The organism is Rhodophyticola sp. SM2404 (genome assembly GCF_053570515.1).
Map to the genome: position 1 here is coordinate 375,738 of NZ_JBSEDL010000002.1, position 15,345 is coordinate 391,082.

The 15,345-nt window shown below is 57.1% G+C and carries 18 protein-coding genes; all 18 read right to left on the reverse strand.

What is annotated here, in order from left to right:
- Positions 1 to 1,125: 1,125 nt before the first annotated feature.
- The 18 genes from ACTYEO_RS04820 to rplF all read right to left on the reverse strand — a co-directional run bounded on the left by ACTYEO_RS04820 (position 1,126) and on the right by rplF (position 15,337).
- On the reverse strand, positions 1,126 to 2,343 hold the full coding sequence (locus ACTYEO_RS04820) for an amino acid ABC transporter permease (protein WP_449322572.1): 1,218 nt from the start codon (positions 2,341 to 2,343) through the stop codon (positions 1,126 to 1,128).
- A 142-nt stretch (positions 2,344 to 2,485) separates the two neighbouring features.
- Complete coding sequence (locus ACTYEO_RS04825) at positions 2,486 to 3,505, reverse strand: amino acid ABC transporter substrate-binding protein (protein WP_449322573.1); 1,020 nt, start codon at positions 3,503 to 3,505, stop codon at positions 2,486 to 2,488.
- A 234-nt stretch (positions 3,506 to 3,739) separates the two neighbouring features.
- Positions 3,740 to 4,453, reverse strand: a complete 714-nt coding sequence (locus ACTYEO_RS04830) for an ATP12 family chaperone protein (RefSeq protein WP_449322574.1) — start codon at positions 4,451 to 4,453, stop codon at positions 3,740 to 3,742.
- Positions 4,450 to 5,136: an HAD-IA family hydrolase gene (locus ACTYEO_RS04835; protein ID WP_449322575.1), complete on the reverse strand. Its 687-nt coding sequence runs from the start codon at positions 5,134 to 5,136 to the stop codon at positions 4,450 to 4,452. Before ACTYEO_RS04835 ends, ACTYEO_RS04830 begins: the two co-directional genes overlap by 4 nt.
- Positions 5,133 to 6,176, reverse strand: a complete 1,044-nt coding sequence (locus ACTYEO_RS04840) for an RluA family pseudouridine synthase (protein WP_449322576.1) — start codon at positions 6,174 to 6,176, stop codon at positions 5,133 to 5,135. The genes ACTYEO_RS04835 and ACTYEO_RS04840 overlap by 4 nt, the downstream gene beginning before the upstream one ends.
- Entirely contained in the window at positions 6,173 to 6,553 is a 381-nt protein-coding gene (gene crcB, locus ACTYEO_RS04845; protein ID WP_449322577.1) for a fluoride efflux transporter CrcB, read from the reverse strand. The genes ACTYEO_RS04840 and crcB overlap by 4 nt, the downstream gene beginning before the upstream one ends.
- Before the next feature lie 33 nt (positions 6,554 to 6,586).
- Positions 6,587 to 7,906, reverse strand: a complete 1,320-nt coding sequence (locus tag ACTYEO_RS04850; protein ID WP_449322578.1) for a replication-associated recombination protein A — start codon at positions 7,904 to 7,906, stop codon at positions 6,587 to 6,589.
- A gap of 89 nt (positions 7,907 to 7,995) precedes the next feature.
- A complete protein-coding gene (rplQ, locus tag ACTYEO_RS04855) occupies positions 7,996 to 8,424 on the reverse strand; it encodes a 50S ribosomal protein L17 (RefSeq protein ID WP_449322579.1) in 429 nt (142 codons plus the stop codon).
- Between the two features lie 137 nt (positions 8,425 to 8,561).
- A complete protein-coding gene (locus ACTYEO_RS04860; RefSeq protein WP_449322580.1) occupies positions 8,562 to 9,578 on the reverse strand; it encodes a DNA-directed RNA polymerase subunit alpha in 1,017 nt (338 codons plus the stop codon).
- A gap of 111 nt (positions 9,579 to 9,689) precedes the next feature.
- The gene (gene rpsK / locus ACTYEO_RS04865) at positions 9,690 to 10,079 is read right to left on the reverse strand and encodes a 30S ribosomal protein S11 (RefSeq protein ID WP_449322581.1); all 390 of its coding nucleotides are present in this window, start codon (positions 10,077 to 10,079) and stop codon (positions 9,690 to 9,692) included.
- Positions 10,080 to 10,094: 15 nt separating this feature from the next.
- Positions 10,095 to 10,463, reverse strand: coding sequence for a 30S ribosomal protein S13 (gene rpsM, locus ACTYEO_RS04870; protein WP_449322582.1), 369 nt, complete (start codon positions 10,461 to 10,463; stop codon positions 10,095 to 10,097).
- Positions 10,464 to 10,652: 189 nt separating this feature from the next.
- Positions 10,653 to 11,300 carry an adenylate kinase gene (locus tag ACTYEO_RS04875; protein WP_449322664.1) on the reverse strand — a complete coding sequence of 216 codons (648 nt, stop codon included), beginning with the start codon at positions 11,298 to 11,300 and terminating at the stop codon, positions 10,653 to 10,655.
- Entirely contained in the window at positions 11,300 to 12,673 is a 1,374-nt protein-coding gene (gene secY / locus ACTYEO_RS04880; protein ID WP_449322583.1) for a preprotein translocase subunit SecY, read from the reverse strand. The genes ACTYEO_RS04875 and secY overlap by 1 nt, the downstream gene beginning before the upstream one ends.
- A 131-nt stretch (positions 12,674 to 12,804) precedes the next feature.
- Positions 12,805 to 13,278, reverse strand: a complete 474-nt coding sequence (gene rplO / locus ACTYEO_RS04885) for a 50S ribosomal protein L15 (RefSeq protein ID WP_449322584.1) — start codon at positions 13,276 to 13,278, stop codon at positions 12,805 to 12,807.
- A 259-nt stretch (positions 13,279 to 13,537) separates the two neighbouring features.
- Positions 13,538 to 13,726: a 50S ribosomal protein L30 gene (gene rpmD / locus ACTYEO_RS04890; RefSeq protein ID WP_449322585.1), complete on the reverse strand. Its 189-nt coding sequence runs from the start codon at positions 13,724 to 13,726 to the stop codon at positions 13,538 to 13,540.
- A gap of 12 nt (positions 13,727 to 13,738) precedes the next feature.
- Positions 13,739 to 14,311, reverse strand: a complete 573-nt coding sequence (gene rpsE, locus ACTYEO_RS04895; protein WP_449322586.1) for a 30S ribosomal protein S5 — start codon at positions 14,309 to 14,311, stop codon at positions 13,739 to 13,741.
- A gap of 121 nt (positions 14,312 to 14,432) precedes the next feature.
- Entirely contained in the window at positions 14,433 to 14,792 is a 360-nt protein-coding gene (gene rplR, locus ACTYEO_RS04900; protein ID WP_449322587.1) for a 50S ribosomal protein L18, read from the reverse strand.
- Positions 14,793 to 14,803: 11 nt separating this feature from the next.
- Positions 14,804 to 15,337, reverse strand: coding sequence for a 50S ribosomal protein L6 (gene rplF / locus ACTYEO_RS04905; RefSeq protein WP_449322588.1), 534 nt, complete (start codon positions 15,335 to 15,337; stop codon positions 14,804 to 14,806).
- Between the last annotated feature and the right edge of the window lie 8 nt (positions 15,338 to 15,345).

Consider the following 15,345-nt stretch of genomic DNA (forward strand, 5'->3'; position numbering starts at 1 on the left):
GTCCGCGTGGCATCCGACAGCTCGGAATTCAGACTGTTCAGCTCGATATTATGCGCATTCATTTCATTGCGCATTGAGGCGAGCGTTTCCTGATAGCTTGCGAATTCGTCTTGCAGAGTTTCCAACTCGTCAACCGAAGGCAAAACGCTTCCAGCCGCGTCAATGGTTGCCTGCGCCTCGGAAATCTCGCTTTCCAATTGCAAGACATCACCGCGCAGCCTAGCCGCCTCTTCGCTCTCAGGGTCCGAGATCGCGTCCAATTCAGCAGAGGCTTCGGCCAGTTCAGGCGTCCATTCATCGATATTAAGCCGCGCCCAGATCAATGCGATCTGTTCCGCAACCGCATCACGCTCGGCCGATATGACGGTGATCTCTTCCCCAACCGCGTCACGCGCAGCCTCGGAGGCGGCAATCTGCGGTGGCAGGGCTTCGATTTGCGCGGTGCTTTCCGCCATGACCGTCTCGAACCGCGGCTCACCGATCATGCGGTTCAGCGCCGTATCAACAGCCCCCCAACCCACAATCCACCACAAGGCCGCCGCAACAATGGCCGCTGCAATCGCAAGACCACTGAAGGCATATTTGCCGACGATCTTGAAGGCCAGATAGCCAATCGGGAAACCCGCAATCATCAAGACGGGAGACCAGACCGATCCGCCCCAAATCAGCCAGACCGCAATGAAGGGATAGACCATCGAGAACCAGATCAGCTTGGCTGGAACCTTGTCCGAGAACAGGACGGGTGCCAAAGCGACAAACATCAAGATCAAAGCAAGGATCGGGCGCCAATATTGATCGGACGGATAGAAGCCGAACATCAATTGCAACCAGCGATCTTCGATCACCGCCCAACAGGCCCCGCTTTCGCGGCCAAAGGCGGCAAGCACAGTGCGGCAATCATTCAGGGAACTTGCATTCCAAACGCCCAAGAACAACCAGCCAATCACATGGCTGAGGACCCAATAGATCACATAGACCGATATGATGGTCATGATCGCGTTGGGAACGCTCGAGAACAGGTTCTCGCGCATCCAGCGGATGGGGCCAGCCGCCGTGGCAGGCGGGGCCTGCTCGGCCAGCATTTCCTTGCGGACGAAAGAGGCGTGAGGGCTTGTGTCGGACATCTCAGCGCTCCTTCAGCTTAACGGAATTATTATAGACATTCATCACGCCCGAAATGATCAGCGAGGTGATGAGATAGAACAATCCGAGCAGCAACATCCCCTCAAGCTCACGGCCTGTCTGGTTGATGGTGATGCCCCCCAAGGTGGAGCGCACATCCATGTAACCCACAGCAATAGCCAGCGAGGAGTTTTTGGTCAGGTTGAGGTATTGCGAAATCAGCGGCGGGACGATGACGCGCATCGCCTGTGGCAGCACCACAAGGTTCATGACGCGATTGGTGCGCAGGCCAAGGGCCGATGCGGCCTCAGTCTGTCCCTTGGAGATCGCAAGGATACCACCGCGCACGTTCTCGGCGATGAACGCGCCCGTATAAAGCGCCAAAGCGAGGGTCAGCGCGATGAACGAGCCGCGCAAATGCGTGCCACCTTGGAAATTGAAGCCCTGCAAAGTTGGGTAGTCCAGCGTGACAGGCGCGCCCAGCAGGAAATAGAAGATGAAGGTTGGCACAAAGAAGATGCCAAGCGAAATCCAGAACACCGGCAGGATTTGGCCAGTGGCGGCTTGCCGTTTCCGCGCAAAGCTGCGGAAGGCGAACATGCCGATGATCGACAATACGAAGACGAGACCCAGAACAAGCGAGCCGTCCCCGAAAACAGGTGCTGGCGTGTAGACGCCGCGATTGGTCACAGCGATTGTGTCGAACAACGCCATTGAGGCCTCGGGCGCGTCTCCTCGGAAGTCGCGCGGGCTCGGTGTAGATTCGGTGAGGATCGCGAAGACAACGATGATCCACAAAAGGGTTGGGATATTGCGGAAGGTCTCGACATAGACGCCCATGATGCGCGCCACGATCCAGTTATTGGACAGGCGCAGCACACCCGCGACCACGCCGAAAATGGTTGCCAAAATACAGCCGACAAAAGCCACCAGCAATGTGTTCAGAATGCCAACAAATGCCGCGCGCCCATGCGTCGAAGCGCTGGTATATTCGACTAGGCGTTGGTTGATATCATACCCCGCCCGCGAGCTCAAAAAGCCGAAATTGAAATCCTTACCAAGCGTGGCAAGGTTCTGCACCGTATTGTTCACGAGCCAGTACAGCCCCGCCATGATCAGGATGAAAGCAACAACCTGAATGGTCATTGAGCGGTAACGTGTGTCGTAAATCAGCTGGCTGAGTCGAAATGACTCTGCGGGTGGTTCCGAGATCGAAGCCATAGCGGACGCCCCTGCTTTTTGAATATACCCGACCCTTGGACAGCGCCGTTACAGTGATTGGCCTGCCTTGAAGAGGTCTTTGATTTTGGTGTGTGTTTTGTAAGTGCGAAGGGCGCGACAGCGCCGCGCCCTTCAAAAAGACTTAGCGGAATGGTGGGCTGTAAAGCAGGCCGCCATCAGTCCACTGAGCGTTCAGACCACGTGCGAGACCGATTGGAGTTGTCTCACCGATATTGCCTTCGAACAGCTCGCCATAGTTACCACCAACGGAGATCGCGTTGACGGCCCAGTCAGCGGACAGACCGAGCATTGCGCCCAGTTCGCCTTCTGTGCCGAGCAGACGGTTGATCTCAGGGTTGTTGCCAGGTGCTGCTGCAAGCTCAGCAATATTCGCGGAGGTCACGCCAAGCTCTTCTGCGGAGATCAGAGCGTTGAGTGTCCAGCGAACGATATCACCCCATTCGTGGTCGCCGTGGCGAACAAGTGGGCCGAGTGGCTCTTTGGAGATGATTTCAGGCAGAACAACATGCGCGCCGGGCTCTTCGAAGGTCGCGCGTGTTGCGGCAAGACCGGAAGCGTCTGTTGTGTAAACGTCGCAAGCACCAGCAAGGTACTGCTGCTGCGCTTCAGCATTCGTTTCGATTGGCACGGGCTCATAGCTCATGTTGTTCGACGCGAAGAAGTCAGCAAGGTTCAGTTCTGTGGTTGTACCAGTTTGGATACAAACGGTTGCACCGTCGAGTTCCAAAGCCGAAGCAACGCCCAGTTCACTTGGAACCATGAAGCCCTGACCGTCATAGTAGTTGACGCCTACGAATTCAAAACGCAGGTCAACGTCACGGCTGAAGGTCCATGTCGTGTTACGTGCGAGCATGTCGATCTCGCCAGAAGCCAGCGCGGTGAAGCGTGTCTGGCCAGTGGTTGGAACAAACTCAACTGCAGTCCCGTCGCCGAGAACGGCAGCGGCAACAGCACGACATACGCCAACGTCAAAACCTTCCCATTCGCCATTGGCGTCTGGTGCAGCGAAGCCGGTCAAGCCGGTGGTTACGCCACAGTTAAGCGTGCCGCGAGCCTGCACTTCGGCCAAAGTTTGCGCCGAAGCGAAACCAGCCGCGAGACCAGCGATGGCCAAGGTGCCGAGAAATACGGATTTGTTCATATTTACCTCTTCCTGATGGAACGCCCGTTTAGGGCTGTTTCCCTCAGCCATTAGGCTTCGGGTTGTTTGTGGAGAACGGCATGCGCCGATCAACGCCTTTTAATTGGGCAAATCTGGCCGCATAGGTCAAGGCCAAGACCTAAGGTTTTCGCTATTTCCGCAATAAAAATGAGCATTTCTTGGGCTAATGCGCATTCTCTACGCTACGTCAACCTTTGTGGAGAGGCGCAAAATCTAATGGCCCTGCGCGAGTCTCAAAAAGCGCTCGGCATGGCGAAAAGCCTGCTGCTTCAAGGCGGCGGCTTCCATGGCGTCTTCATCCTCGCCCCATTGCTCAATCTGGAACGTCTCATCGATTCGCGAAATAGCCCATGCCTCATCGGCTTGGATACGTCTTGCAGCCACCGCCAGCCCCAGAACCAAAGACCCCGAGAGCATGATCAAATCATGCAAAGCTGTCAGCGAGAAGGGCCTGAATTCAGCGATCCGTTTGCGGTAGCTATCAAGGCTGTTTTGGGGCTGCATTGCAGGCAGGATACCCGTGGTCACGACCAATGGCGCGTTATGGGTCTGCGCCCCCCAATCCAAAAGCGGTTGCCAATGCTGATGCTGACGGGCAACCAGTGCCTCAGGGCCATCTGCACGATGGCACAGAAGGTCGGTTTCGGCATAAGCCGCGAGCATATCAACAACATCCCCATGCTGAAGGCTGACCTTGTCAATTGCGGCATTGGCCGAGCGGGTTACTGGCATGCTTGTCGGGTCAATCACGTCGTCCTGCGCATCCCATTCCAGTGCGATCGCCTGCGCCATCTCCTGCGAGGGCAGAACAAGCGGCGCTTTCAAAGGCGTCTTTACTGCCCGCCCATCCAGCGTAACGCTAAACCCTGCCTCATCCGAGACAACATCCGCCGCTTTCCAGAACCGTTTTGCCGCCCACTCGCTCATGTCTCACTCCAAATCTCGTCCAACTGGTCTGGCAATGCCCCGAAATCGGGCAGAACCTGCCGCGCGCCTGCTGCCATCAACATATCTGCGCTGTGATAGCCCCAATTCACACCAAGCGCATGAATGCCTGCCGCACGGCCCATTTCAATATCATAGGTCGTATCGCCGACAATAACCGCGCGCTGCGCCGCGACACCTGTTTGCTTCAAACAGGTCTCAACCATGGATGGATGCGGCTTGGAGGGATGATCATCAGCCACTTGGACCGTATGAAAGATCGGGCCAAAGCCGTGAAGATCGAACAAGTGATCAAGCCCGCGACGGGATTTGCCCGTGGCGATGCCCAGAAAGACTTCATCGCGTGCTGCCAATTGCCCCAGCACCTCCAGAGCCTGCGGATAGAGCGGCGATATCGCATCCCCCCCGCCTGAATGACGCAAGGCGTTAAAGCCCGCCTTATACCCCTCGACCAGACGGGCCTGTGTGGCGGCATCCTGTTCGGGGGCCAAGCGCGCCATGACCACAGGCAAAGACAGACCGACAACCGAGAGGGTTTCTTCCCGCGTAGGAACTGGCAGATCCAGCCCCGTAAAAGCGCTTTTCATCGAAGCGAGGATAGAGGCCTGACTGTCGATTAAAGTGCCATCAACATCAAAGATGACGAGGCAGATATCGCTGCTCATTCGTCCCCCTCGAAAGGGTCATCAAGCACATCGGAGGCGCGCCAATCCAGCGTGTCCCAAGTGCGGGTCATATGATCGGGCAATTGTGCCGTGACATTCAGCATATTGCCGGTGATCGGATGTTTCACTTGGATGCTGCGGGCATGCAGATGCAGCTTGCGGCTCATCTCGCCGCCCAATTGCGCGCCCCAGCCATCGCCAAGGTTTTCCTGACCCGAGCCGCCATATTTGCCATCCCCGATAATGGGATGGCCAAGCTCGGCCATATGCGCGCGCAGCTGATGGGTGCGGCCTGTGATCGGCTCCATTGCCACCCAAGACACGCGCCCGCCCAGTGCCGCCAGCACGGCGTAATCAGTGGCCGCGCGTTTGGCCCCTTCGATCTTGTCGACCTCGGCGGGGTGGATGCAAACCATCTTTTCGCCCTCGCCGCCCCTGCCATGGCCCGAGGCCTTGACCAGACCATAGCGAATGGTGCCCTTGCGCGGCACAGGGGCGCCCGCGACAGCGGCCCAGTAAATCTTGCGGGTGCCACGATGGCGGAACGCCTCGGTCAGGCCCTTCGCGGCAAGGCGCGTGCGCGCCAATAACAAAACACCCGAGGTATCCTTATCAAGGCGGTGCACCAGACGCGGCTTTTCCTCGGCGTCAAAGATCAAAGCCTCGGATAGGCCATCAATATGGCGGGTCACGCCGCTGCCGCCTTGCGTGGGTAGGCCTGCGGGTTTGTTCAGCGCAATGATGTGATCATCGCGGTACAAAACGCAGGCTCGGATCATGGCAGCATCCTGATCAGAGACTTTGGTCTTTGCGGGATAGATCGGCGCATCGGTATCAGGCAAAGGCGGGATGCGGACCTTCTGGCCTGCTTCAAGCCGCGAGGCGGCCTTGACGCGGCCCCCATCGACACGGATTTCACCTTTGCGGCACATCTTCTCGACGCGGCCTTGCGGGATATGGGGGAAGTGTTTCCTGAACCAGCGATCAAGGCGCTGATCGCCATCATCGGGCGTTACTTCAATGGTCTGTACAGCGCTCATGTCAATATCACCCGAGCTACCCAAAGCCCCGCAAAAAGTCCAAGGATTGAGAAGATCACCGAGGCGCCAACATAGATCGCGGCCTGCCCCAAATCTCCCCGTTGATAGAGCGTTACCGCCTCAAGCGAGAACGCCGAAAAGGTCGTGAAGCCCCCCAAAAGCCCCGTCATCACGAAAGGTGACAGATGGGTCAGCCCTTTTTGGGCGGCGGTGACGACGAAGAGGCCCATCAGGAAAGACCCCAAGATATTCACTGACATGATCGCAACGGGAAATTGCGCCTGCCCGACAAGGCGCAACATCCCGAACCCCGCCAAAAAGCGAAGCGAGGCGCCGATAGCGCCGCCAAGTGCAACTTGAAAAAGGGTCCAGACCATGGCCCGCGTCTTTCTGCCCTAAGGGGCGGCTTGTCAACTGCGCTGCCGTTCCGCGCGCAGTTTCGCGAAATAGGCAACCCGTTTGGCGAGGTCGCGTTCAAAACCCCGCTCGACAGGGGTGTAGAATTGCGTGCGTTCCATATCATCGGGGAAGAAATTCTGCCCCGAAAAACCATCCTCGGCATCATGGTCATAGGCATAGCCCGCGCCATAGCCCTGCTCTTTCATCATCTTGGTCGGCGCGTTCAGAATATGCTTGGGCGGGGGTTTTGAGCCCGTTTCTCGTGCCGCATTGCGCGCAGCCTTGTAGGCCACGTAAGCCGCGTTGGATTTCGGCGCGAGCGCGAGATAGACAATCGCCTGTGCAAGCGCCAATTCCCCCTCAGGACTTCCCAGACGCTCATATGTTTCCCAAGCATCCAGACACACGCGATGCGCCTGCGGATCGGCAAGGCCCACATCCTCAACAGCCATGCGCGTGATGCGGCGGGCCAGATAGCGCGGGTCTTCTCCCCCCTCCAGCATGCGCGCAAACCAATAGAGGCAGGCATCAGGATCCGAGCCGCGCATAGATTTATGCAAGGCCGAGATCAGGTTGTAATGCGCATCGCCCGATTTGTCGTATTGCGCGGCGCGGCGTTGCAACCGCGTGGACAATTGCGCGGTATCAAGCGGGGTATCTGATTTCCACGCCGCCACCTGCTCGGCCAGATTGAGCATGGCGCGGCCATCACCATCGGCCATTTCGCGCAAAGCGGCGCGGGCGGCCTCGGTCAACGGAAGGGTTTTGCCAAGCTCGGCCTCTGCGCGCAGCAAAAGCTGCTCAAGCGCATCGTCATCCAGACGCTCCAATACCAGAACCTGCGACCGCGACATAAGCGCTGCGTTCAACTCGAAACTGGGGTTCTCGGTGGTGGCGCCCACCAGAAGGATGGTGCCATCCTCCATATGGGGAAGAAAACCATCCTGTTGGGCTTTGTTGAACCGATGGATTTCATCCACGAATAACAATGTGCCCTTGCCGTTTTGATGGCGCAGGCGCGCGGCCTCAAACACTTTGCGCAAGTCAGGCACGCCTGTGAAGATTGCGCTGATCTGGACGAAATGCAGATCGGTCTCATGGGCCAGAAGCCGTGCCAGCGTGGTCTTTCCAACGCCCGGCGGCCCCCAAAACACCAGCGATGACAAAGCTCCGCTATCCAGCATCACCCGAAGGCTGCCTTCCTCCCCCAGAAGATGGGTTTGGCCGATCACATCGGCGAGGCTTGCAGGCCGCAAACGATCCGCCAATGGCCTTGGGCCAGCGGGAGTTTGCGCGGTCGCAGCCGTGGATGTTCCGAACAAATCAGCCATATCTCGAGGCTACCCCAAAAAGAAAAGTCCCGCCACTGGCGGGACCTTCCAAAGTTTTCGCAAAGCTGCGGGCTTAAGACCCTGCAGGCTTATTCTGCGCTATCGGCCATTGCTTCTTCAGCTTCAACGCGCGCGCGGTCTGCGGCGCCTTTTGCTTCTGGGTCGCGGTCGACGAATTCGATGATCGCCATTGGCGCCATGTCACCATAGCGGAAGCCAGCTTTCAGGACCCGGACATAGCCACCCTGACGCTCGGCATAGCGTGGTCCCAGCACTTCAAACAGCTTGGCAACATAAGCGTCCTGCTTAAGCTGCGATGCGGCCTGACGGCGGGCATGCAGATCGCCACGCTTACCAAGAGTGATAAGCTTTTCCACAATGCGACGAAGTTCTTTCGCCTTGGGCAGAGTGGTTTTGATCTGTTCGTGTTCAATAAGTGAGCCTGCCATATTCGCGAACAGCGCTTTGCGGTGCTCATGGGTGCGATTCAGGCGGCGGTAGCCTCGTGCGTGACGCATGATAAAAACTCCATTTTGCGTTGTCTGGGGCGCCGTGCGTGCGGAGCCCACCCTATTGGGGCGTTGTTGCCCAGTATGTTCCCCGGCAAAACCCGGGCATTTTTAGTTAGGGGGCGGCGAACCGCCCCCCATATAGATTAGAAGTTATCTTCGTATTTCTTGGCCAGTTCCTCGATGTTATCGGGCGGCCAATCAACGATATCCATACCGAGATGGAGACCCATCCCAGACAGAACTTCCTTGATCTCGTTCAGCGACTTGCGGCCGAAGTTCGGAGTGCGGAGCATCTCGGCTTCGGTTTTCTGGATCAGGTCACCGATATAAACGATATTGTCGTTCTTCAGGCAGTTTGCCGAACGAACAGACAATTCCAACTCGTCCACCTTCTTGAGAAGGAGCGGGTTGAATTCCAGATCATCTTCATCGTCCTGACGACCAGCCGCTTCGGGCTCATCGAAGTTCACGAAGATCGACAGCTGGTCCTGAAGGATGCGCGCGGCATAAGCCACAGCATCATCAGGGGTCAGCGAGCCATCTGTTTCCAGCTTCAGCGTCAGCTTGTCATAATCAAGCACCTGACCTTCACGGGTCGGCTGCACTTCATAGGACACTTTCTTGACCGGCGAGAAAATCGCATCAATCGGCATAAGGCCGATAGGGGCATCTTCTGGGCGGTTCTTGTCAGCCGAAACATAGCCCTTACCGGTGTTAACGGTCAGTTCCATGAAGAGGTCTGCGCCATCGTCGAGGTGGCAGATCACGTGATCCTTGTTGAGGACCTCGATGCCTGCGCTTTCCGAGATATCACCAGCTGTGACAACCTTGGGGCCCTTGACCGAAATCGAGAGGCGCTTGGGCCCTTCAACTTCCATCCGCAGAGCAACGCCTTTGAGGTTCAAGACGATGTCGGTGACGTCTTCACGCACACCTGCAACGCTCGAAAACTCGTGCAAGACATTGTCGATTTGAACGCTGGTAACTGCAGCGCCTTGTAGCGAACTCATCAAAACACGACGCAGGGCATTGCCCAAGGTCAGACCGAAACCGCGCTCGAGCGGTTCAGCAATCACAGTGGCTTTGCGTGCCGGATCAGTGCCCGGGTTCACGACCAGTTGCGTCGGTTTAATGAGTTCTTGCCAGTTCTTATGGATCATGTGTCGCCTCCATTCCTGTCGCCAACCGATCCAAGGTAGGCAACGCTCGAGGATCAAAATGACGTAAGCGGGCTGCGCAAAATTACGCAGCCCGCCAATTTCTATACTGCCTCAGACGCGACGGCGCTTCGGAGGACGGCATCCGTTATGAGCCATCGGAGTCACGTCGCGGATGGACGAGATCTGAAAGCCAGCTGCAGCCAATGCGCGGAGTGCCGATTCACGACCCGAACCAGGGCCCTGAACTTCGACTTCCAGCGTCTTCACACCATGTTCCTGCGCCTTACGGCCCGCATCTTCTGCGGCCATCTGAGCGGCATAGGGGGTGGATTTACGGCTGCCCTTGAAACCCATCGTGCCCGCAGAGGACCACGCAATCGCGTTGCCCTGTACGTCGGAGATGAGGATCTTGGTGTTGTTGAACGAGCTGTTCACATGCGCCACACCTGCGGCGATGTTCTTGCGCTCTTTGCGCTTAGTGCGTGTCTTATCGCGTGCCATTGGTCCTGCGCTCCCTTACTTCTTCTTGCCAGCGATGGCTTTTGCGGGGCCCTTGCGGGTACGCGCGTTGGTATGGGTACGCTGACCGCGGACGGGCAGGTTACGACGATGACGCAGGCCACGGTAGCAGCCGAGATCCATCAAACGCTTCACGTTCATCTGGACTTCGCGGCGAAGGTCGCCTTCTACCATATAGGTTGCGTCGATATGCTCACGGATCTGGAGCACTTCAGCGTCGGAGAGTTCGTTCACACGGCGTGTGAAATCGATGCCTACAGCTTCGCAAATCTGACGAGCCGAGGTGTTTCCGATGCCAGTGATATATGTCAGCGCGATCGGTACGCGCTTGGAAGTGGGGATGTTGACCCCTGCAATACGTGCCACGTAGTCTTTCCTTCGGTTGCGGTTCCGTAACGCCAGAACCTTTTTTCACAACATCAGGGGCCAAGCGACATGTGCCGTAAGGCCCCGAAACGTTAATCCATCAAACGCCCATAGAATCGGCGTAAATAAACTTCTTCCTATACAGGAAGCCGCCAGTTAGGCGGTTTTTCACCAGTCGTCAAGAGGGTCTCAGGCGCCGGACAGTACAGCCTTGATTTCAGCCGCGACATCCTCGATCTCGCCCAAGCCGTTAACCGGATTGAGATTGCCTTTGGCATAATAGTAACCAAGAAGCGGCGAGGTCTTTTTGTAATACTCCATGAGGCGCTGTTTCAGGCTATCCTCATTGTCATCGGCACGGCGTTTGAACTCCGTTCCACCACAATTGGAGCATGTGCCATCGGCTGGAATGGGCTTGGTGATGTCGTTATACACCTCACCGCAATTCCCGCAGGTCGAGCGCGCCGTGATGCGCTGCACCAAAGCATCGTCATCAACCCGCATCTCGACGACAGCGTCGAGGGTCTTGCCCGTGGCGTCGAGCAGTTCACCCAAAGCATCAGCCTGCGCCAACGTGCGGGGGAAGCCGTCAAAAATGAAGCCGCCGCGATTGTCACCTTCGAGCTTTTCACGGATCAGGCCGATCACGATCTCATCGGTGACCAGTTCACCACGCGCCATAACTTCGGCCACGCGATTGCCCATCTCGGTGCCCGAGTCTTTCGCTTCGCGCAGCATATCACCTGTCGAGAGCTGCACCATGTCGCGCTCATCCACCAAGCGGCGGGCTTGAGTGCCTTTACCAGCACCCGGTGGTCCAAGCAGAATAATATTGATCATCGACGAGCAGGCCCCTTGCGAGGCTTGGCAGAGGAACGACCCTTACGGCCACGCAGCTGCGATTTCTCGATCAAGCCTTCATATTGATGTGCCAGCAAATGCGACTGGATTTGCTGAACCGTATCCATACCCACCGACACAATAATCAGGATGGACGTACCACCGAAATAGGCCGTAATGGCAAGGTTCGTGCGCACGATCTCAGGCAGGAGCGCCACGAGTGCCAGATAACCCGCGCCCAAGACAAGAACGCGGTAAACCACATATTCCAGATATTCGGATGTCCGCTTGCCTGGACGGATGCCAGGAATGAAGCCGTTCTGGTTCTTGAGGTTATCGGCCACGTCATCGGTCTTGAAGGACACGTTCAGCGTATAGAAATACGTGAAGAACACGATCATCGAGGCAAAGAACAACAGATAAAGCGGCTGGCCAGGGCCAAAATTGGCAAGCACCCAAGACATCACGGGGCCTGCGGTATCGCCGCCCGAGAATGTTGTGAGAGTTGTGGGCAGCAACAGAAGCGAGGAGGCGAAAATCGCAGGGATAACACCGGCGGGATTCACCTTGATCGGCAGGTGGCTGGCACCGCCATCATAAACCTTCATCCCCACCTGACGGCGCGGGTATTGAATATGGATCTTGCGCAGGCTCCGCTCCATGAAGACCACAAAGAGCAGTGTCGCGAAGAGCATCACAATCACACCGAGGATCGCGGGGGTCGCCAGCGCGCCTGTGCGGCCTTGCTCGAAGAATTGTGCAAGCGCTGCGGGGATTTCCGCAATGATGCCTACAAAGATGATCAAGGAGATACCGTTGCCGATGCCGCGTGCGGTGATCTGCTCACCCAGCCACATCAGGAACATCGTGCCGCCAACCAGCGTAATCACGCAAGCCGCGCGGAAGAACCAACCGGGATCAGAGGCAAGGCCACCCGATTCCATGCTGACCGCAAGGCCATAAGCCTGCGCTGTGGCCAGAACCACGGTGCCGTAGCGCGTATATTGGTTGAGCTTTTTGCGCCCCTGCTCGCCTTCTTTCTTGATGGCTTCCAGTGCGGGCACCATCGAAGACATAAGCTGGACGATAATCGAGGCCGAGATATAGGGCATGATACCGAGAGCAAACACGCCCATACGGCTAAGCGCACCGCCCGTGAACATGTTCAAAACGCCGCCAAGGCCAGCTGCCGCTTGATCAAAGAAGGCCCGCAGCTCGTTCCCATCGATTCCCGGGACTGGAATATAGGTACCAATGCGGTAAATGATCAGAAGACCAAGGGTGAACCAAATGCGCTGGCGCAGTTCGGACGCTTTGCCGAATGCCTTCCAGCTCATGTTTGCAGCCATTTGCTCAGCAGCCGATGCCATGCCATCTCTCTTATGCAAGGCGCCGCGCGATCGGGTTTCGATCTCGCGGCGCGGTAAAACCTTGGGGGAACATGTAAGCGGCGATAGCACCGCTCACAAGCACCCATCTCGTCACATTAGCTTGTGACGGGTTATTCTGCCGAAGCCGCTTCAGCTACTGTCAGGCTGCCACCAGCCTTTTCAACAGCTTCAATCGCCGATTTCGAAGCGCCAGTCACCACGAGGTTGACCTTTTTCGAGATCTCGCCTTTGGCCAGAATACGAACGCCATCGAGCTTACGACGGACGAGACCCGACGCGATCAATGCGTCTTCGTTGATCTCTGCTTTGATGTCGAGCTTGCCCGCTTCGATGAACTTCTCGATCAGGCCGAGGTTCACAACAGCATATTGCTTGCGGTTTGGCTTGTTGAAGCCACGCTTTGGCAAACGCTGATAGAGCGGCATCTGGCCGCCTTCATAGCCTTTGATAGCTACACCCGAGCGGGATTTTTGACCTTTGATACCACGGCCACCCATTTTACCGGTGCCGGAGCCAGGACCACGTGCAACGCGCTTGCGCTTTTTGGTGGCACCTGGATTGTCGTGCAGTTCATTCAGTTTCATTGTCGCTTCTCCTTGCCGGATGTGCCCCTCAGCGACCGATGGGACAAACGCGGCTTACAATTTCGATTCACGGGCCTTCAAATAGGCCACCGGCGGCGTATAGACGGGCAAGAGCAAAGGATCAAGAGGGCTGTCGCGGCCTTTTCCCTGAACTCTCAAAGCCAATTTATGCCCAAATTACCACGCGACCCCCGAGGGAAACGCAAAACGCCTCGGTCTGTGACCGAGGCGTTTGCAATTTTGTGCAAAGCGGGCTGGTTTAGCCGCGCTCCTCCACGATCTCGACCATATGCGAGACCTTGCGGATCATACCGCGCACGGAAGGGGTATCTTCCAGCTCACGGGTTTTGTGCATTTTGTTCAAGCCCAAACCGATCAGCGTTGCACGCTGGTCTTCGGGGCGACGGATCGGCGAGCCGATCTGCTTAATCACGATTGTTTTTGCCATCGGTCAGTCTCCTCAGGCTTCTGCTGGTTCAGCAGCCGCTTCACCATCCGGCTTGCGCAGGATGTCGGCTACTTTTTTGCCACGACGTGCAGCAACCTGACGAGGCGAAGATTCGCTCCGGAGGCCGTCCAGCGTCGCGCGGATCATGTTGTAAGGGTTCTGCGAGCCAGTGGATTTCGCGACCACGTCCTTGATGCCGAGCATCTCGAACACAGCACGCATTGGACCACCTGCAATGATACCCGTACCTTCAGGGGCTGTGCGCATCACAACCGAACCCGCGCCGTGATGGCCCTTGGTGTCGTGGTGCAGCGTGCGGCCTTCGCGCAGAGGCACGCGGATCAGGTTACGCTTGGCTTGCTCTGTTGCCTTGCGGATCGCCTCGGGGACCTCTTTGGCCTTACCCTTGCCGAAACCTACACGGCCACGCTGATCGCCGACAACCACGAGGGCTGCGAAACCAAAGCGCTTACCGCCTTTTACAGTCTTGGACACGCGGTTGATTGCGACCAGACGGTCTGCGAATTCTGGGGTTTCTTCGCGTTCTTCGCGACGGCGTCCCCGACGTTGTTCACGTTCTGCCATTGGTGGCATCCTTCTTTGATTTGCGCGGCCAGCCGCGACGATTGTCTTCAATCACAGTGAGGGGCGCCTGCCCGCTCCTTGATCATCGAGGCGGCGCAGATACTGCGCCGCCTTCATTTGATTAGAACTTCAGACCGCCTTCGCGGGCTGCTTCGGCAAGTGCTTTCACACGGCCGTGGAAAAGGAAGCCACCACGGTCGAAATAGCAGCTTTCGACACCGGCCTTCTTTGCACGTTCGGCGATCGCGGCGCCCACCTTGCTGGCGGCCTCCACGTTGTTCTTGCCCACAACGCCCAGATCTTTTTCGAGCGAGGACGCAGCCGCAAGGGTTACGCCATTCACATCGTCGATCAGCTGGACGCTGATGTTCTTGTTCGAGCGGTGGACCGAGAGGCGCGCGCGCCCGTCTGCCATTTTCCGCAATTTGTTCCGCACGCGCAGGCGGCGTTTCTGGAACAGTTGTAGTTTGCTGTTTGCCATTTTCGTCGCCCTTACTTCTTCTTACCTTCCTTACGGAAGATATACTCGCCTTTGTAACGGATGCCTTTGCCCTTATAGGGCTCTGGCGCACGCCACTCACGGATGTTTGCCGCGACTTGACCGACGAGTTGCTGATCGATGCCTTCAATGACCACTTCGGTCTGCTTCGGGCATGTAACGGTAACCCCTGCGGGCACCTCGAAATCAACTTCGTGGCTATAGCCGAGAGACAGCTTCAAGGTGTTGCCCTGGATCGCGGCGCGGTAACCCACACCTTGGATCTCAAGCTCTTTCTTGAAGCCATCCGTCACACCATTGACGAGGTTTTGAACCATAGTGCGGCTCATACCCCATTGCTGGCGTGCCCGCTTGGACTTGCCGCGCGGCACAATGCGCACAACATTGTCTTCAACGGTCAGATTGACGTCGTCGGTTGCGGTAAAGCTGCGGGTCCCTTTGGGGCCTTTCACTTCGATGGTCTGGCCAGATACTGCGGCGGAAACTCCACCAGGCAGGTCGACCGGTCTTTTGCCAATACGAGACATTCTTCAGG